General features: G+C 39.3%; 24 protein-coding genes. 4 read left to right on the top strand and 20 right to left on the bottom strand.

The genetic code is table 11. The features are described 5' to 3' along the window. Positions 1 to 147: 147 nt before the first annotated feature. The 13 genes from dnaB to BHU72_RS15745 form a co-directional block, all read right to left on the bottom strand. A complete protein-coding gene (dnaB, locus tag BHU72_RS02740; protein ID WP_069701106.1) occupies positions 148 to 1,476 on the bottom strand; it encodes a replicative DNA helicase in 1,329 nt (442 codons plus the stop codon). Between the two features lie 29 nt (positions 1,477 to 1,505). Continuing rightward, complete coding sequence (rplI, locus tag BHU72_RS02735) at positions 1,506 to 1,949, bottom strand: 50S ribosomal protein L9 (RefSeq protein ID WP_069701105.1); 444 nt, start codon at positions 1,947 to 1,949, stop codon at positions 1,506 to 1,508. A gap of 1 nt (position 1,950) precedes the next feature. Continuing rightward, the gene (locus BHU72_RS02730; protein ID WP_083248218.1) at positions 1,951 to 3,918 is read right to left on the bottom strand and encodes a DHH family phosphoesterase; all 1,968 of its coding nucleotides are present in this window, start codon (positions 3,916 to 3,918) and stop codon (positions 1,951 to 1,953) included. Between the two features lie 17 nt (positions 3,919 to 3,935). Then, the gene (locus tag BHU72_RS02725; RefSeq protein ID WP_069701104.1) at positions 3,936 to 4,877 is read right to left on the bottom strand and encodes a YybS family protein; all 942 of its coding nucleotides are present in this window, start codon (positions 4,875 to 4,877) and stop codon (positions 3,936 to 3,938) included. Positions 4,878 to 4,887: 10 nt separating this feature from the next. Then, positions 4,888 to 5,196 (bottom strand): MazG-like family protein, encoded by a 309-nt coding sequence (locus BHU72_RS02720; protein WP_245671840.1) that lies wholly within the window; start codon positions 5,194 to 5,196, stop codon positions 4,888 to 4,890. A gap of 220 nt (positions 5,197 to 5,416) precedes the next feature. After that, positions 5,417 to 5,653 (bottom strand): 30S ribosomal protein S18, encoded by a 237-nt coding sequence (gene rpsR, locus BHU72_RS02715; protein ID WP_245671844.1) that lies wholly within the window; start codon positions 5,651 to 5,653, stop codon positions 5,417 to 5,419. A 17-nt stretch (positions 5,654 to 5,670) separates the two neighbouring features. Continuing rightward, positions 5,671 to 6,123: a single-stranded DNA-binding protein gene (locus BHU72_RS02710; protein ID WP_069701101.1), complete on the bottom strand. Its 453-nt coding sequence runs from the start codon at positions 6,121 to 6,123 to the stop codon at positions 5,671 to 5,673. A gap of 58 nt (positions 6,124 to 6,181) precedes the next feature. After that, positions 6,182 to 6,469, bottom strand: a complete 288-nt coding sequence (gene rpsF, locus BHU72_RS02705) for a 30S ribosomal protein S6 (protein ID WP_069701100.1) — start codon at positions 6,467 to 6,469, stop codon at positions 6,182 to 6,184. A 160-nt stretch (positions 6,470 to 6,629) separates the two neighbouring features. After that, positions 6,630 to 6,803: a hypothetical protein gene (locus BHU72_RS15750; protein ID WP_176720384.1), complete on the bottom strand. Its 174-nt coding sequence runs from the start codon at positions 6,801 to 6,803 to the stop codon at positions 6,630 to 6,632. A 155-nt stretch (positions 6,804 to 6,958) separates the two neighbouring features. Next, entirely contained in the window at positions 6,959 to 8,059 is a 1,101-nt protein-coding gene (gene ychF, locus BHU72_RS02700) for a redox-regulated ATPase YchF (RefSeq protein WP_069701099.1), read from the bottom strand. A gap of 113 nt (positions 8,060 to 8,172) precedes the next feature. Further along, positions 8,173 to 8,394 (bottom strand): DUF951 domain-containing protein, encoded by a 222-nt coding sequence (locus BHU72_RS02695; RefSeq protein ID WP_069701098.1) that lies wholly within the window; start codon positions 8,392 to 8,394, stop codon positions 8,173 to 8,175. 11 nt (positions 8,395 to 8,405) lie between these two features. After that, on the bottom strand, positions 8,406 to 8,660 hold the full coding sequence (locus BHU72_RS02690; RefSeq protein ID WP_069701097.1) for a putative Se/S carrier protein: 255 nt from the start codon (positions 8,658 to 8,660) through the stop codon (positions 8,406 to 8,408). 11 nt (positions 8,661 to 8,671) lie between these two features. Beyond that, positions 8,672 to 9,163, bottom strand: coding sequence for a hypothetical protein (locus BHU72_RS15745; protein ID WP_069701096.1), 492 nt, complete (start codon positions 9,161 to 9,163; stop codon positions 8,672 to 8,674). A gap of 155 nt (positions 9,164 to 9,318) precedes the next feature. Here BHU72_RS15745 and yyaC point away from each other — a divergent pair, with 155 nt between their 5' ends. Further along, on the top strand, positions 9,319 to 9,936 hold the full coding sequence (yyaC, locus tag BHU72_RS02680) for a spore protease YyaC (protein ID WP_069701095.1): 618 nt from the start codon (positions 9,319 to 9,321) through the stop codon (positions 9,934 to 9,936). Positions 9,937 to 10,037: 101 nt separating this feature from the next. Here the strand turns inward: yyaC and BHU72_RS02675 are convergent, their stop codons facing one another. The 4 genes from BHU72_RS02675 to BHU72_RS02660 form a co-directional block, all read right to left on the bottom strand. After that, a complete protein-coding gene (locus BHU72_RS02675) occupies positions 10,038 to 10,433 on the bottom strand; it encodes a bactofilin family protein (RefSeq protein WP_069701094.1) in 396 nt (131 codons plus the stop codon). Positions 10,434 to 10,447: 14 nt separating this feature from the next. After that, positions 10,448 to 11,359 (bottom strand): M23 family metallopeptidase, encoded by a 912-nt coding sequence (locus BHU72_RS02670; RefSeq protein ID WP_069701093.1) that lies wholly within the window; start codon positions 11,357 to 11,359, stop codon positions 10,448 to 10,450. A gap of 217 nt (positions 11,360 to 11,576) precedes the next feature. Further along, positions 11,577 to 12,476, bottom strand: a complete 900-nt coding sequence (locus tag BHU72_RS02665) for a DUF6612 family protein (RefSeq protein WP_069701092.1) — start codon at positions 12,474 to 12,476, stop codon at positions 11,577 to 11,579. Between the two features lie 324 nt (positions 12,477 to 12,800). Beyond that, positions 12,801 to 13,298 (bottom strand): DUF4446 family protein, encoded by a 498-nt coding sequence (locus BHU72_RS02660; RefSeq protein ID WP_069701091.1) that lies wholly within the window; start codon positions 13,296 to 13,298, stop codon positions 12,801 to 12,803. A 41-nt stretch (positions 13,299 to 13,339) separates the two neighbouring features. On the opposite strand from BHU72_RS02660, the gene larE reads away from it, so the two are divergent. From larE to larC, 3 genes are read left to right on the top strand one after another with little or no spacing between them, the layout of a single operon-like run. Beyond that, positions 13,340 to 14,170 carry an ATP-dependent sacrificial sulfur transferase LarE gene (gene larE, locus BHU72_RS02655; RefSeq protein WP_069701090.1) on the top strand — a complete coding sequence of 277 codons (831 nt, stop codon included), beginning with the start codon at positions 13,340 to 13,342 and terminating at the stop codon, positions 14,168 to 14,170. Positions 14,171 to 14,183: 13 nt separating this feature from the next. Beyond that, entirely contained in the window at positions 14,184 to 14,933 is a 750-nt protein-coding gene (gene larB / locus BHU72_RS02650; RefSeq protein WP_069701089.1) for a nickel pincer cofactor biosynthesis protein LarB, read from the top strand. Positions 14,934 to 14,943: 10 nt separating this feature from the next. After that, complete coding sequence (gene larC / locus BHU72_RS02645; RefSeq protein ID WP_069701088.1) at positions 14,944 to 16,197, top strand: nickel pincer cofactor biosynthesis protein LarC; 1,254 nt, start codon at positions 14,944 to 14,946, stop codon at positions 16,195 to 16,197. Positions 16,198 to 16,397: 200 nt separating this feature from the next. On the opposite strand, the gene BHU72_RS02640 is transcribed toward larC, so the two are convergent. From BHU72_RS02640 to BHU72_RS02630, 3 genes are read right to left on the bottom strand one after another with little or no spacing between them, the layout of a single operon-like run. Beyond that, on the bottom strand, positions 16,398 to 17,075 hold the full coding sequence (locus tag BHU72_RS02640) for an ABC-2 transporter permease (RefSeq protein ID WP_069701087.1): 678 nt from the start codon (positions 17,073 to 17,075) through the stop codon (positions 16,398 to 16,400). Continuing rightward, on the bottom strand, positions 17,068 to 17,934 hold the full coding sequence (locus BHU72_RS02635) for an ABC transporter ATP-binding protein (protein WP_069701086.1): 867 nt from the start codon (positions 17,932 to 17,934) through the stop codon (positions 17,068 to 17,070). Before BHU72_RS02635 ends, BHU72_RS02640 begins: the two co-directional genes overlap by 8 nt. Position 17,935: 1 nt before the next feature. Next, positions 17,936 to 18,310: a GntR family transcriptional regulator gene (locus BHU72_RS02630; RefSeq protein WP_069701085.1), complete on the bottom strand. Its 375-nt coding sequence runs from the start codon at positions 18,308 to 18,310 to the stop codon at positions 17,936 to 17,938. Positions 18,311 to 18,414 lie beyond the last annotated feature (104 nt).

Raw genomic sequence — 18,414 nt, 5'->3', positions numbered from 1 at the left:
TGGCGAACACCTCCAACTCATTCTGTGGTTATGCACCGTTTTATAGTTTAGCATTCACAGAAGGTAATGTCAATGACACTTTCCGAACATTAAATGCGCTTTCAACGTTTTTGTTCGTAATTTCATTTTAGCGCTTTAAAGCAGCTTCTATTCTGCTAAGTTCACAAACTTATTAAATTGCTTTAGAAATAGCAGTTCTACAGAGCCTACTGGACCGTTTCTATGCTTGGCAATAATGATTTCTATAATATTCTGTTTCTCTGTTTCTGGATTATAGTAATCATCACGGTAAAGGAATCCTACAATATCAGCATCTTGCTCAATACTTCCAGATTCACGAATATCCGAAAGCATTGGACGTTTATCCTGTCTGGATTCCACGGCACGGCTTAACTGGGATAATGCTACTACGGGAACGTCTAACTCCCTTGCTAATCCTTTTAAGTTTCTAGATATCTCAGAGATTTCTTGCTGACGGTTATCGGAACGGCGATGCGAATTTAATAGCTGCAAGTAATCAATCATGACTAATCCAAGCCCGTGCTCTGCTTGTAGTCTTCTTAGTTTCGCGCGCATCTCTAGTACTGTTACATTTGGCGAGTCATCAATAAAAATAGGGGCCTCTGACAGGCGCCCCATTGCCATTGTCAGCTTTGGCCAGTCTTCTTCTAGTAGTTTTCCCGTACGAATTCTATTGGCATCTACGTTACCTTCTGCACATACCATACGTTGTACTAACTGGTCTTTTGACATCTCTAAGCTAAAAATGGCCACTGGTGCTTTCGAATGCACGGCAATGTTCTGTGCTACGTTAAGGGCAAAGGCCGTCTTACCAACCGATGGTCTTGCCGCAATAATAATCAAATCAGACTTTTGGAAGCCTGCAGTCATGCCATCTAATTTATAGAAACCAGAAGCTAGTCCAGTTACTTCCCCACGACTACTGTGTAAGCTTTCGATACGGTGAAACGTATCAAGTAATACGTCTTTAATAGGAGTGAATGCCTTACCAACTTTCCGTTGTGACACTTCAAAGATTTTGCTTTCTGCTTGGTCTAGCAGTTCCGCGATTTCATGACCACCGTCATACCCTTTTTGGGCAATCCCGTTGGCAGCAAAAATAAGCCTACGGAGAATCGCTTTCTCTTCGACTTTTTTCGCATAGTATTCTGCATTCGCAGCAGACGGTACCCCGTTGGATAAGCCTGTTATATAAGTAAGTCCCCCCACATCATCGATCATATTGTTATCTAATAGATAGCTAGATAGGGTAACCAAATCTACAGGTTCGTTTTTCTCATAGATTTCTAAACAAGCTGAATAAATCAATTGATGGTTCTTACGATAGAAATCTTCCGGCTGCAAAAATTCACTTACAGTAACTAATGCATTATTATCCAGTAATATAGATCCCAAAACGGCTTGTTCAGCCTCAGTATTATGGGGTGGTAGTCGATCAAACGACAACTCGTCCATGGTTTAGCCTCCCATTAGGCAAATATGTGTTATTCTTCGGTGATTTGGACTGTTAACTTTCCTGTAACTTTCGGATATACTTTTACTTCCACCTTCGTCACACCTAGTGTACGAATGGCATCGTCTAGGTCAATCTTACGCTTATCAATTACGATATTTTGTTTTTTTAACTCATCGGCAATATTCTTAGAAGTGATAGCTCCGTATAAACGTCCGCCTTCCCCTGATTTTGCTTTGATTATAACGGTTGTTTCATCGATTTTCTTAGCAAGTAGCTTCGCCTCTTCAAGCTCTTTCTGTTGCTTCTTTTGTTCGCTTTCTTTCTTCTGCTCCAGTTGTTTGACTGCCCCTGTATTTGCTTCTACAGCATGACCCTTTGGAAGTAGGAAATTGCGAGCATAACCCTCTGCTACTTCTTTTACCTCTCCCTTTTTCCCTATGCCTTTCACGTCTGCAAGAAATATAACTTTCATTTTATAATCCTCCCTCAGTTTTCACTTTTGATAATACCTCGTGTAACATTCGCTCTGCCTCTTCTAAATTCACATCTCGTAGTTGCGCGGCTGCTGTCGTTAAGTGTCCACCGCCACCGAGTTGCTCCATTATCAATTGGACATTGACATCCCCTTGACTACGTGCTGATATAGCAACGCCATAATCTACTTCTTGCAGTACAAAGGATGCTCGAATTCCTTCCAGACTAATTAATGTATTCGCCGCTTGGGCAATGATTACTGTCCCATATTTCTCGTTTTTCTTCGCCTTTGCAATGGCGATTCCACCTGGTAACACTTCTGCCTTGCGAACAATTTCTGAACGTTCGACAAATAGGTCAAAATCATCGGCGAGCAGACGACTCATAATTAGATTATCGGCACCTTCTCTTCTTAAGTAAGATGCAGCTTCAAATGTACGAGCTCCTGTATGGAAAGCAAAGTTCTTGGTATCGACCACTATCCCTGCCATCAGAAGTGTTGCAACAATTTGTGATAAACGTACTTTTTTATATTGATATTCCACTAATTCCGTAATTAATTCGCAGGTGGAAGATGCATACGGTTCTACGTATAACAGTGAAGGCTTATCAATAACCTCCTCACCCCGTCGATGATGATCTATAACAACAATGTTGCTCGTTAACGTAAGTAGTCGCTTATCCATCGTCAAACTAGGTTTATGATGGTCAACACAGATCAACAGACTTTTCTTGCGCATGCCGGATATTGCTACTTCAGGTGTGACAATATATTTTCCCATACCATGCTCTTCTAAGTATCGTAGGATTTTCCGTATTGATGGGTTCGGTTTATCAATCACAATATATCCTGTCTTGCCCACGCTTTGAACTATACTAAGAGCACCCATAGCAGACCCTAAAGCGTCTGGATCGGGATCGATATGAGGCGCTATATACACGGTATCACAAGCAATGATAAGCTCTCGCAAACTATGCGCCGTAACTCGTGCCCTTACTTTGGTACGCTTCTCTACAGCATCTGAACGACCACCGTAATACGTTACCTTGTCGCCCCGCTTAATTGCTACCTGATCTCCACCTCGTGCTAATGCTAGGTCAAGACCTTCTTGCGCTTGCTGTCCCTTCGATACTGTATCAGCCAATCCTGCAGCTATCCCCATACTGACCGTAATCATGACATCTGTCCGCTCTTCTAACCGCTTAACTTGGTCTAAGATTGAGAACCTATCATTCTCTAGGGCTTCTAGTTTCTCTGTATCTAATATCAGCATGTAACTTTCTTGCTGAAGACGTTTAATAAGTATCTTATATTTATGGGCCCATTCGAAAATTAAGGTCATGACTTCTGCTAACAAAAGCGATGCATCATGCTCGTTTAGGTCCTTACTCATCTCATGGAAGTTATCTAATTGTAATAGACCGATTACTACATTTGATTTACGTAGTTTGGATTCGATTTCTATATAACTCGTTTGATCAATGAAGTAGACGATTCCTTCTTCTTTTACATATTGGACTCGATACACATGCTCTGAAAGAGAAAATTGCGCTGATTCCTGAATAGCGCCCGCCTTGTTAATTAAATGGAACGTTTCTGCCCATTGGCTAAGAAATTTCTCTCCTACCCGCAATGGTAAATCCATGATTTCCGTTACATAGTTATTAAACCACGCAATATCACCGTCACCATCTACCACAACAACACCAATTGGCAAGAACGCCATTGCATGATTCTCGCTTCGTTTAATCCGCCTAGCCATTGTAAGCACGAACTCTTCCATGTCCTCCGTATATCGGAATTCCACGCGTTTAAAATACAATACTAAGCCGAGCCATACGCAAAGGGCGATAGCTGATACTAATTCATTATAGAAATATAAAATAGCAATCACTATAATTGATAGAATCATGGAATAATATGCGAAAAACCTTGGACCACGGTTATAAATCGCGGATACTTTCACTGGGCACAGCTCCTAACTTATTTCGGCAATTTCCGCCAGTTAAACAGAATATCAAACATACCGACCCACGTCATGATTTGCAATAGAATAGGATGCAAGCAAAGAATCAATATAGGAATCCTTAAAATTTTCGGCCAACCCTTACGATTCATATAGTATAGCAATAAGCCTATTCCTTGTACTGCTAATGCCAGTGATAAAATCTGGACAATATTGATTAGCAGTGAATACATGAAGTGATCCGTTGACCCTGTAAGCATAAAAAATATAATACCTATAGTAGCAAAGAAATAGCTATATAGAACTTTTTTCGGTAATTGAAAATCTTGAATTGGAGGCAACTTCGCAATACGTACTTGAAGCTTTTTCAGCACATAGCTAACAATATGGTAGTATGCGTAAGCAGTTATAACAGAAATAGCAATCAATATTGACGGAAGTAAGATTCTTACCATATGCACCATTTCATCAATATTTGCTTCTGTTAAAACGGCACTCACTCCAAGGCCTGCAAAAATTGATTCTGATAACGCCATGGATTCCTTTAAGGTATTCGATAAATCAGTAATTAAATTATAATTCGTAACAGCAGATAACAGTGCAAGAGATAATAAATTACTTGCAAGGATGGACAAGCTAATTGCTAAGAATATAACTCCTGGCTGCTTACGTTCCCGTATGAAATACCCCGTCACAATTCCAACAATGATGCTGTTGAGAATTAAGATAAAACCAATCACTAGTAAGTTAAACACTAATGCTAATACGATGGCTACAATTGCAGTGATCCCTGCCGTATATAACCCTTTGCGGTACGTCAATATTGTAAATGGTAATGGCAATATGACTACACCTACTAAAGCAAGCGGCGTATACAATGTTAAAAACAATAAAATTACCCACACTGCGCTTAAAATAGCCCCTTCAATCATCCCACGCAGTTGTTGCTGTTTATCCATGACTCACCTCTTACCTCTTATCGATGTGTTGTTGGAGTGCTGATAAATCACCAAACCATTCCTCTAGCTGATGACCGCTTTCTTTGTTTTGCGCGATTTGATTTAATACTTCTTGGTCTAACTCGCGAAACGATAAGCCTAGGCGTCGACCTAATACATAAGTCAGTACAATAATATTCGCTAGAAAATCGACAAATACTTGTTCACTACCTTTTTGTAACCCTTTGAACAAACCGGCTATACTATCTAGTATTTCTGTTTTTAGCCACTCTATGATTTTCACATTTTTAGCAATATTAAAGTCCTTTCCATTATCCACGAAAACGCACCTCCCTAATCCATATACTTTCAACATCTATCTACCTATATCCTGCTAAAAATCCGATGTAACGATGAAAATATTATAAACAAAACTTGGCATACACCAAGCCTTTAAGGAGCAGGTGGATGCCTTAGTTGCCGTTACTTATTACCAGAATTTTATATAAATTCTGGTAATGAAAAAAGAGCACAATTTGTGCCCTTTTCTACATTCCATCTTACTCGTTTGTGTATGGTAACAAAGCAAGTTGACGTGAACGCTTAATTGCAGTTGTAAGTTTACGTTGGTGCTTTGCACAGTTTCCTGTAATACGTCGAGGTAAAATTTTACCACGTTCCGTGACAAACTTCGTTAGCTTATTCACTTCTTTATAGTCAATCGCTGTGTTTGATTTGTCTACACAAAAAGCACATACGCGACGTCTCTTAGTTCCACGTTGTTTACGCAAGAGAATCCCTCCTTACTGTTTCATTAAAATGGTAAGTCATCATCAGAAATATCGATTACCTTATCACTGTTTGCGAAGGGGTCATTATAATTGGAACGATTCGTACTCTCTTGACCTTGATAGCCTTTATTACCGGTTCCACCTTGTCCAGCTTCAGAAGCTCGATCTAGGAATTGTACATTCTCAGCTAGTACTTCAAAGACTTTGACTTTTTGTCCGTCTTTATTTTCGTAGCTTCTAGTCTGTAAACGGCCTTCAATTGCTATTTGGCTACCCTTTTTCAGATATTGAGCACACAACTCCGCTAACTGTCTCCATGCTACGATTGGAATCCAATCGGCTTCACGGCTTCCATCTCCGCTTTTAAACTGTCGATTGACAGCTACGTCGAAAGAAATAACAGCTGTACCTTGCTGAGTGTATCTTAATTCTGGGTCCGCTCCGAGGCGACCAATTAATACGATACGGTTAATCATCTTCGTTCCCCTCCGTCTTCTCGATTACTTTGTGTGATCATCCTTGTTATTCGTGAGATTATTGGTCTACACGGAATATCAGGAAACGGATTACTTCATCAGTAATACGAGTTACACGATCAAGCTCAGCTACGATTTCTGGTGTAGCATCGAAATTCTTAAGAAAGTAGAAACCTTCTTTAATGTGCTTAATCTCGTAAGCTAAACGACGTTTTCCCATTTCTTTGAAAGCAGTAATTTCTCCACCTTGGTTTATGATAATGTTCTTGAACTTCTCAACAACCTCAGCAATCTTCTCTTCTGTCAAATCAGGGCGTAAAACATACATCATTTCATATTTACGCATACATTCACCTCCTTTTGGACTAAACGGCTTTTGCAAGTGCAAAAGCAAGGACGGCTGTTTCTTAAATAAAATACAGCTACCAATTGTTGATTATATCAATTCACAAGCGTATATGCAAGTCCTAGTTTTCATCCCATTATTTTTTTTTGATACGTCATATTCATGTCTTATTTAAATCTTGCTCATATCTAGTTCTCAGTTGCTTCTCAACTTGTACCCAGCGCTTTTCAGCAGCTTCACGAGTAATGCTCAGCTCCTCTATGTTCTGTTGAACAAACTGCTCTTTCCCGTAGAAGTTCTGTTTCACTAGCCATTCTTCAAATGTCAGCTTCATACTATATCCTCCTCTATTTTTGATTATTCTGAAACTCCAAGTATGAATAATACTAGAATGCACTAAGTACATAAGATGCAAGTGAAATCCGTAAAATTTATTACTAATACTGCAAAAAAAGACGCATACAGATTCTGCAGCGTCTCGTTGATTGTTTACACATTAAATCTAAATAGCATAACGTCTCCGTCATTGACCACATATTCTTTACCCTCGAGTCGAACCAAGCCCTTTTCCTTAGCTGCAACCATAGAGCCAACTTGCACCAATTCATCATAATGGATTACTTCGGCGCGGATGAATCCTCGTTCAAAGTCTGTATGAATGACACCTGCCGCTTGCGGAGCTTTCATTCCTTTGCGAATCGTCCAAGCCCTAACTTCTTGCACCCCTGCTGTAAAGTACGTATATAATCCTAGTAGTTTATAGGCAGCTTTAATCAGTTGATCTAATCCTGATTCTTCGATACCTAGCTCTTCAAGGAACATCGCCTTATCTTCCCCTTCAAGCTCGGCAATTTCCGATTCTACCTTAGCACTGATAACTACTACCCCAGATCCCTCTTGGGCAGCAAACTCTTTTACAATTTTCACGTATGGATTATTCTCGACATCCGTTATTTCCTCTTCACTGACGTTCGCTACATATAGAACAGGCTTACTTGTTAGCAAATGGATGCCCTTCATGATAATCTTGTCGTCATCTGAAAGTTCGACGCTACGAGCTGGTTTCTCATTTTCTAGAGCTGTTTGTAGCCTTACTAGCAAATCATATTCCTGCTGTACTTTTTTATCGTTTGCTTTGAGCATTTTTTTGACACGATCTGCCCGCTTTTCGACGGAATCTAAATCGGCCAAGACTAACTCTAAGTTAATCGTTTGGATGTCGCTGATAGGGTCGACTTTTCCTGATACGTGGGTGATGTTCTCATCGACAAAACAACGCACAACATGTGCTATTGCATCCACTTCACGGATATTCGCTAAGAATTTATTCCCTAACCCTTCCCCACGACTTGCACCTTTGACAAGCCCTGCAATATCGACAAATTCAAACGCCGTCGGGACGACACTTTTCGGGACAACAAGTTCTGTAAGCTTGACAAGACGTTCATCTGGAACCTGTACAACTCCAACGTTAGGGTCGATTGTACAAAACGGATAGTTCGCCGATTCCGCACCTGCTTGTGTGATAGCATTAAAAAGAGTAGATTTCCCTACGTTGGGTAAACCTACAATACCAACCGAGTGAGACATATATACAACTCCTTATTTTCTTTCAAACATCCTGTCGTAATAGGAGCAGGCTGCTTTTATTTTTCTGTTTATAATTCTATCTAATAATACATGGATTCCTAAGCAAAGACAAGCTATTCTGCTGACTCGTTAGGATTGCCCTTCATGAGAATCTTTTTGATTCTGCGGTTAAATTTATTGCGCGGGATCAAAACACTGCGATTACAATTTTCGCATTTCACACGGATATCCATCCCTAGACGAATGATTTTCCACTCGTTTGCCCCACATGGATGTCCTTTTTTCAATTCGACTACGTCGTTTAATCCATATTCGATGTTTGGTATCCCAGTCATCAGGCGTCCTCCTATTCCAAGACTTGATAGGCCTTGTCCAATTTCTCATATAACGAATGATAGACAATTTCGTGACTATGCATGACCTCTTGAATCATTTCCAACTCTGTCAAATAAAACTCAATCGCAAGCCCGCATCCTGCCGATATACTCGGAGGAATTGGTCGGATGTCAAAGTCAATATTTTTCGTATCCAAAATTGATTCCATCCTCAGTGCTTGATGTGTGGAGTCAAAGGTAATCAGTCCATTATATCTACGAAGCATTATTAGTCTCCTTAAAATAACAACATAAAAATAGAATCTTTCATAATCTCTCCAAGCCAATAGGTTTTTAGTATAGGTCTTGGAAGTAACGCTAGCAGCATTGTTGCTATGAGTGCGTTGCGTAAACATCCTAGTATCGCATTGACGATGCTCTTTTTCATCATTGTCTCTGAAAATGCCCCTACTAGGTTCCGGAATATTCCTAATGCAGCAAACAAAAATAATATAAGCAATACATATGAGAATATATCAACAATGATATGCTCCAATCTGTCGCCTTGTAACTGTACGCTTTGCAATGGCTCTAGCCAAAGATAAAAATCGACAACTGCATGCTTATATTTCTGCCAGGTAACTTCACTAACTGCTAGCATGGCAAGTGATTGATATAGCCATGTAACTAATAGAATAGCACAAAAATCACCTACTAAAAAGAGTACGTGAATCCTTAACCCATAGATTGTCCCCCACAGTATCCAAGCAATTATTATTATATCAATCATAAGTGTCTTTTTCTATTCTCCCTTTTAGACAAGTGCCCCTTTATAGGAAAAAAGCGCGTTTAACCAATTCATATTACTTCTATTAACAATAGTATGTATAAAACTGTGCTTTCTTTCTCATACTGTGAGTACTTTATTTTTTAGGGGAGATAGGAATGTTTAATAGAAAGCACCCAGCGCAAGAAGAAAGCACGTTTCAAAAAGTGGATCATACGATTCCAAATGCAACGTTTAAAATCGTAGAGTTGCTTCGGAATGCTCTACAACATAGAGCTGATAATCAAGAAATCGTTATCGTTTGTATTGGCACCGATCGATCGACTGGTGATGCGTTAGGTCCTTTAGTTGGGACAAAGCTCAAAACATATCAAGTGAATCAGGCCGACATCAGAGGAACACTCGACGATCCTGTACATGCTATGAATCTATCGGATACGATGAATGAAATCGAATCAAAGTATCACAACCCGTTCGTTATAGCCATTGACGCTTGTTTGGGTAAATTAAACAGTGTTGGTAATATTACAATAGGTACTGGATCTCTCAAGCCAGGTGCAGGTGTAAATAAAGAACTTCCTGAGGTTGGCGATGTATATATCACAGGTACGGTAAACGTTGGGGGATTTATGGAGTATCTTGTGTTACAGAATACGCGTTTAAGTCTAGTCATGAAAATGGCAGACACGATTGCGAGGGCTTTAAGCATCGCCCTAATCCGGACAAAGCAACCATCCGCTTTGCCGATCAGACAAGTGCAAAGTATCAGAGCATAAAGAAAATTCGTAAAATCTAGATTGCTAAAAAAGAGACATTTCATCGCAAGTATTTGCTTTGAAATGCCTCTTTTATATTCGTCGTATTTGCCTTGTACAATCTATTTCGCCTTGATTGGCTCTTTCTTCTGAGCATTAAATCCATTGCCCTTGTCTTCTCCCATAATACAACGACCTTTAAATGTCGCTCCATCTTCAATGGCAATGTTCTTAGTTTCTATATCTCCTTCGACAAAACCTTTTTGTAGAATTGTCGCCTTTTCTTTTGCATTGACGTTTCCGAATATTTTTCCGCCAATTGTTATGTTATTCGCAGAAACATCTGCCTTTAATTCCCCTTGGTCTCCAATAACCACATCACCAGAAGTTTCAATTTTTCCAGTTACTTTTCCATCGATTCTTACGATTCCCGTGGCTTTAATATGACCCTCAAACTCTGTCCCTGGACCTATTACTGTATCTACTTTATCAACTCTTTGTGCTGGTTTTTTAAACATTTTGACCTCCTGAATTATGGCAAGAACTTTGTAGGATCTGTTGGCTTTCCATTGATGATTACTTCATAATGCAAGTGTGGTCCAGTAGACCTGCCGGATGATCCCATATAGCCTATTAATGTACCTTTTTTCACTTCTGCGTTTGCGTCTACTGCATAGCGAGACAAATGGGCATATCGAGTAGAGATTCCATCCCCATGATAGATTAGAATACTTCGCCCATATCCGCCGTCATATTTCGCATGGATGACTTTACCATCTGCTGTCGCATAGATTGGTGTACCTGTACGGTTAGCAATATCAATCCCTGTATGGAAGTCCGGTCTAAAGGTAAATGGGTCTTTTCTATAACCAAACCCTGAGTTTATATTTCCTGAAGTTGGTCGTATCGATGGCTTCGCAGATTCTTCTGAATTCCGTTTCTCCATTAAGGTATGTAATTCCTCAAGACTTTCTTGTAATTCAGGTACTGATTCCTTAATCAACTGAATTGCTTCTTGCGCTTCTGATGCTACCACTGAACTAGCTGTAACCTTAGTCTTATCTTCTGGTCCACCCTGGGCAAGTGCCTTACGGTTTTCTGCTGAATAGTAGGATTTCGTAGGGTCAAAATCATTTTGCTTACGAATCAAAATATCAAGCTCTTCTATTTCCGCTACTTTATCCCGTAGTGCAATCGCATCCTTTGCCACAGATGCGAATTCTCTTGTGAGATTCTTATTTTCTTGCTTACTGCGTTGTGCGTACTTCGCTTCTTCCCGATAATCATAATACTGTTTAATAAACATAATCGATAGAATGGAAGTCATAACCAACATGATTGATATAATCTTAAAAATATATACTGGTACGTTGAGAACGACGGATTTTTTCTCGGAGTGCGGGATAATCATGATGGTAAAGTGTTTGCGTTTTTCCTTGTCCATGTTACCTCTCCCAATGACAAATTGCATGCTGTAAAAAAACATAGCTTTATATAATTCTACTTACAGCATCATTTTTCCTGCTTTTTTTAAAAATCTGTTGAAAAAGGCTAAATATTTTGTCGAATTATAGCAAAATTTGGTATAAAAAAGCCTACGATTGACATCGTAGGCTAGCTAATGGGTTTATGTTAACTTTTCGCAGTATATAATTTGTCGTTTAAGGCTCTTGAATTAGCCCATCTAAATCATATAATTCCATACTTTGATCCCATAACGTTTCAATATCTATTGCTTTTTCTACTACTTCAGCAGGTATTAGAATTTCCTTGTGTTTGGCAAAGTCATGGAACGAGGCGTTCATGATCTGTTGAATTTTCAGCGTTTGTCCTTCTGCTGTTACGCTCAGGCCCAAATCCATTTCTATCTTCTCTTGATACCTAGTCTGTTTATCGATCCAGATTGTAAAGCTCAACTTTTCAATCAAGAAATCTTCAGTTTTGACAGCACCTTCTTCAGCTAAACTACTTACTGCTGAATTATTGATAATCGCATCTAATAGCATTTCCATCGACTTCTTTACTTGTTCGTTCGTACCATCTATGGAAAGTACGTAATATCGATCCTCTTCTGTGACCTTTGCTTGCTTAAGACCATGGCCGAAATATGTGGATAAGGCGCTCGGTTCAAAGGCAAACCCAAAATCTGCAAGCTCTGTCATTGCCTCTTTCACCCAAAGATCACCAAACATCGGGTTTTGCATATATACGACTTGGTCTTTAATGAAGTATTTGAGGTCCAGGTTCTCGAATTCATCGAGTTCCTCCATGAGGCTATCATTCATATTCATGGAGATTACCATTTCCATCGCGAGTGGGTTCTCAACCATCTTTCCGTTCATTACGAGGTTTGACTCGACCGTATGCATTTCTTGTTCATCAGGGATGTCTAAAGTTTGGTCTACTTCCATTTGGAAGGAATATGAGTTTGCTTTTGCCATCGCATCTACAGAGCTTTGGTAAATATCCTCCACATTCGCAGAAGTCTTTGCCCCACCACAACCTACAATGAAACTTGCCACTAATCCTATAACACACAGTAACAACGCATTTTGACGCATATTGTACCCCCATTCTATTTATTTTTTATATATTCATAAGTTAGTTTGTTATGCAAAATATGTTATGATTATCTTGGTATATCAGAATTTATAAAGAAAACTTAGTTCAGATGGAGTTTTTACTCCACCTGAACTCTAGTTGCACTTATTTCGAAGCTTGGCGGCACTTATCTCCCACTTATAGAAGTGGGAGTATTAGTAAACGCCGCTGAGATAAATTTATCTGATGTACATAGCTTTGCATTAGCAACACATCAGTAATAAATTACTGTGTTTTTGCGTCAGTGCAACTAAGTCATTCTCTTCGCTAAAGCTTGGCGAATGTCAAGTTTTCTTTAAGTTTTGTTCTAATGCTTTCGCTATGACTTCTTTTTCTTCATCCGTTAAAGTGTATTGTGAAGCGCCATTTATTACAGGTTTCGCATAGATTCTTTGCTCGTGTCTTCCATAAATCCCAGTAAGAACGAAACCGTTTCCTTGATCGTTGATTTGAGATAGTGAGAAACTTAGATCATTACCAGATTCATCATACGCATTGTAACGCTTAATGCCAAATCGACCGGCCCTTGCACCAACTATTTCATGAATCTTCTCTATTTCTAGTTCACTTGCGTGTAAGCGCTTGCCAAACTCGTCTACATGATTTATGTATTTCATTAATATCTCTTCTACATTATTGTCATTCATGCCACGCATTAGCTTATTATATTTTCTATTCACTTTAGAAATGTTCTTTGCTTGAGAAATAACAACGAATAACAATAGAATGATAATACCTAACATACCAAACACTAAATATTCTAACGGGAACGGTAACAACATTTCACACACCTCATCTTAATTTTTTAACATTGGAGGACCTAATGAACTTACACCCTGATTTACAAGATAAATTGCAAGTTCTCGATCAATTGTTGATTTCTATGAATCGTATCATGATTTCGTTTTCCGGTGGTGTAGACAGTACGTTTCTATTAGCTAGAGCAAAGCATGTCCTTTCCGACCGGGTACTAGCAGTAACGGCTGCATCAGAAACCTTTCCACAAAAGGAAGTCGATAGTGCCGTACAGTTAGCAAAAAGTTTTTCGGTAAGGCATATTGTAACACAAATAGAAGAGTTGCGAAATGCGAATTTCGTGAATAATGATACGGATCGTTGCTACCATTGCAAGACTGGTTTGTTCACTCATTTATTAGATATAGCGAAGTTAGAACATATATCGACGATTTGTGATGGTTCGAATTATGACGACTTAAGCGATTATCGTCCAGGTTTTAAAGCCTTACATAACCTGTCCATTCGTAGCCCTTTACTAGAAGCAAAGCTTACGAAAGAAGAAATACGTCTAATTTCGAAGGAAATGGGACTACCTACGTGGAATAAGCCCTCATTTGCTTGCTTATCTTCTAGAATACCCTATGGAACAAAAATTACATTAGAAAAAATTACTCAAATTGAAGAAGCCGAAGAGTTTTTGAAGTCAATGGGAATCCTACAAATAAGAGTCCGTCACCATGATGCAATTGCTCGTATTGAAGTATATCCTAAAGATTTCCCTATCATATTGGAAAATTATCATGAGATATCCGACGCATTACGAGGCTTAGGTTTCCATTATGTCACTCTTGACCTACAAGGTTATCAGACAGGGAGTATGAACCGCAGGATTACTGCAACGAATACAAATAGTTAAGGGGTTGCCCGTATTGTCTACAATAAAAAGCATTTTAGCAAAAGTACAATCAGGCTCTATATCGATTGACGATGCTTCTCAGCTTCTAACTTTTGAAAACCTTGGCTTTGCTAAAGTAGATCATAATCGCGCAGAACGTAATGGCTTTCCTGAGGTAATCTTTAGTATGGGTAAAACCCCTGAACAAGTCGCAAGTATTATGAACACTATTTATAAGCACTCACCTATTGTGCTTGCGACCCGCGCTACCCAAGAACATTACAAAGCTGTGCAGGAACTTAACCCCGAAGCTATGTATCATGCGATTGCAGGTTGTATCACCTTAGGTTCTCCAAGCACTGCTTTACGACCATATAAAGTTTCCATCGTAGCAGCTGGAACCTCTGACATCCCTGTAGCTGAAGAAGCAGTCGTTACATTAGATGCGATTGGTATTACAACAGAACGAGTGTATGATGTCGGTGTTGCCGGTATTCATAGACTATTTGCACACATTGAATCCTTACGGCAGGCACAAGTTGTCATTGTCATTGCTGGTATGGAGGGTGCTTTACCAAGTGTAGTAGGCGGCCTTGTCTCTTGTCCAGTGATTGCAGTTCCTACAAGCGTCGGATACGGCGCCCACTTTCAAGGGCTAGCCCCACTTTTAACGATGCTGAACAGCTGCGCGAGTGGCATTACTGTCGTGAATATAGACAATGGTTTCGGTGCCGCCATAGCAGCAGGGAATATCTGCAAGGCGATTCATAATTTTACCGATTAGGAGGCGTAGTATGAGTAAAGTGCTATATATTGATCCAGTGTCGGGGATTTCTGGAGATATGTTTTTAGCTGCTTGCGTTGATTTAGGGGTGGATCAAGAGGTATTGTGTAGTAGCTTACAGTCATTAGCCGTAGATCCTTTCAAAATTTCATTTGAAGTTGTTAAGAAAGAGGGTATCCGCTGTTTAGCGACTGATATCACCTTTCTTACCCACGAAGTGCACGACGGTCATGGGGAATATATGAAGCATACGCATGCACACCGACATTTACATCATATTCATGCCACCATTCAAACCAGTCTTCTTAGTGACAGTGTAAAGTCGATTGCTATGCAGATTTTCCAATGCATTGCTGAAGCAGAAGCAAAAATTCACGGTACAACGATTGAAAAAGTCCATTTCCATGAAGTCGGTGCCATGGATTCCATTATAGATATTATTGGAGCAGCCATTTGTATCGACCAGTTACAAGTAGATCAGATTATCTGTGGTCATGTTCCTACGGGGTATGGGACTGTGTCCTGTGATCATGGGCTATTCCCTATTCCTGCGCCTGCGACTTTAGAAATCCTTGCAGGAGTTCCAATCCGGAGTGTCATGATTGAACATGAGTTAACAACTCCAACGGGTGCCGCCATACTCAAAACAATTGTTCATTCTTATTCTGCACAAATTCCTTCCATGGTCGTTGAAAAAGTTGGTTATGGTGCCGGCAAAAAGGATTTAGAGCAGCCAAACATTTTACGTCTAGTACTAGGGAGCAAAGTCGATGAACAGTCGCAAATCCTTCCTAACGTAGAATCGATTCAAACACCCTTCAACCATCAAACCATGTATGCTATTGAAACGACAATCGATGATATGCAGCCAGAACTGTATCAATATATGATTGACCAAATCATGTCAGCTGGGGCTAAGGAAGTAACAATCGTACCAGCGATTATAAAAAAAGGGCGGAATGGTTCCATCCTAAAAGTTCTAACGGATACTTCGGCACTCCCTAGGGTCAAAGAAATGATATTTCGTGAATCTTCTACCTTAGGCGTACGGCTTTGGCCAGTAGCTAGAGAGTCATTACATAGAACGTATCACGACGTAACAGTACGCGGTCATAAAATCAGCGTAAAAGTAGGCCACTTACATGATGAAGAGATTAATTATGCTCCTGAGTTCGAAGATTGTCGTCAAGTAGCAAATGTAACTGGGATTCCACTCAAGACAATTTATCAAGAAGCAATCGCAAATGCATTAGGAAGTGCCTAATTGGCACTTCCTAATTGCTATCACTGCAACAGCATTGTCATTTATCTCAGCGGCGTTTACTTATACTCCTCTTCTACAGAAAGTTCTTCTATTTTAAAATAGTTAGTGCCATTACGTGCCTGAGGTGAAAGTAGAAGATAAGTACCGCCAAGCTTCACCCACAAGGGGTACAGGCGAAATAAGTGCAACTAGAGTTATCTTTATAACTCTAATCTCTTGTTGAATCTTACCGATAGCTTATAGGATACATAATAGAAAGCCGTAGTCGCTAGCGTTGCTATTATTAGCAGTGAGATGAATGGTGTCCCAACAAGGGTTTGAACTATTTCAGGCCAACCGCTAACGTCATTTTCATTGACATGTAGTCTTGAGAGAATCAACCCACCAAAAAAGTTAGGAAAAAAGAAGAAGATTAGGAAAATCGCCATTCCTGCATAGCGGAAGGTTTGATTCGTAAACCGAAATATGATTGGATAATATATCGACATGGCAAGCATAGTGAAAATTATTGCCAGTATTAGATCATGAATTTGAATATAGCGGATTCCACTCAATGGTGTAAGTTGAAGTAAGATTCCACTAGCACCCATTGCAACTGCCCCAAATATCACGTATAGAAACACACTCAAATACTTACTTCTTACAATATCTTCATGTCGAATCGGCAAACTCCGCCAAATAACACTCGACTTATTTCGTTCATCTAAGCTTGTTGCATTCATGCAGAACACAATTGCTATAGCGGTTATCCCTATCACATATGCCATTAGATCATATCCTGGATTATTAAATACAACGAGTAAAAATAACGAATAAGACGCTGCAAAGAAAAAACTTTTTCTTTGAATCAATATTTCTTTTCTAAGCAAATTAATCACAGCACTTCCCCCTCACTGTATAAACCATGATTTGTTCTAATGTTGGTCTTTCTATGATGACTTGCTCGTCTAAGAGTGGCCTCAATTGATCGATATGGGCTGTTAGACCTTCAAACCCATATGGATTCTCATCTACAGATAGAAAAAGCTTTCGAATATCTCGATCTAATATCCCTTTTTCTCCCTTAACAATCGCATATTGATCATAAAGTTCCTCTTTTTCCTTGCTAAAGATTAACTTCCCTTGATGAACAAAAGTGATATAATCAGCGATTTGCTCTAAATCTCCGGTAATATGAGTAGAGAACAATACGCTTCTGTCGCCACCCGCAATTACTTCCCTTAGAATATCTAGAATTGTCCTTCTTACAATTGGGTCAAGGCCTGCCGTTGGTTCGTCTAAAATGAGCAATTTTGCGTTATGGCTAAGGGCCATTGCTATAGAAAATTTCATCTTCATCCCTTTAGACATTTGTTTTATTTTCTGGTTTTGTAAGATTTCAAATCGCTCTAAGTAACTTTTAAATAATTGATGATTCCATTCTGAATAAAATGGTGATATTATGCTCTCTATTTGTTTGGGTGTTAAGTGTTCATAAAAGTAGTTCTCGTCATATACAAAGCCAATTTGGTCTTTAATCACTTGCTCATGAACTATATGATCTAGGCCGAATACGTTGATTACCCCATCATCTTTTTTAATAAGATTCATAATCGCTTTAATGATTGTTGTTTTCCCAGCACCATTGGGACCAATTAAGCCCATAACATACCCTGGCTCTAAAGAAAATGATATATTCTCTATGGCAGACGACTGATATCGTTTTGAGAAATTTTTAATTTCTAATATGTGCTTCATTCTAATCCTCCTTGTAAAGCAGAGTTAATAAATCCACTAATTCCGCAACTTCAATGTTTGCGACTTTGCTGTGATTTACTATCTCTACCATTAGTCCTTCAATTTTTTTATATTGCTTTTCGCGCAATAGTTCACTCGATTGGCCCGATACATAGGTTCCCTTCCCAGAAACGATTGTAATATATCCTTCACGCTCAAGCTCCAGATACGCTCTCTTCGTTGTAATGACACTAATATTCAGATCTTTTGCCAAATTCCGTATTGATGGTAATGGCTCTCCAGATACTAGCTCTCCCTTTACAATCGCTTCTTTTATCTGTCTCACGATCTGCTCATATAATGGTTCTGGTGAAGTATTCGAAATAATGATGTTCAATGAATATCCTCCTTCCAAAAATCGTGTATCAATGTGTATATCTGTATATATACTATATGCACAGCGACTGGTTTTGTCAACCATATTTTCTGTTATATTTGTTT

Origin of the sequence: Desulfuribacillus stibiiarsenatis (assembly GCF_001742305.1) — a bacterium.
In the GTDB taxonomy this organism is placed as follows: domain Bacteria; phylum Bacillota; class Bacilli; order Desulfuribacillales; family Desulfuribacillaceae; genus Desulfuribacillus_A; species Desulfuribacillus_A stibiiarsenatis.
This window is presented reverse-complemented; position numbering and strand designations above follow the sequence as displayed.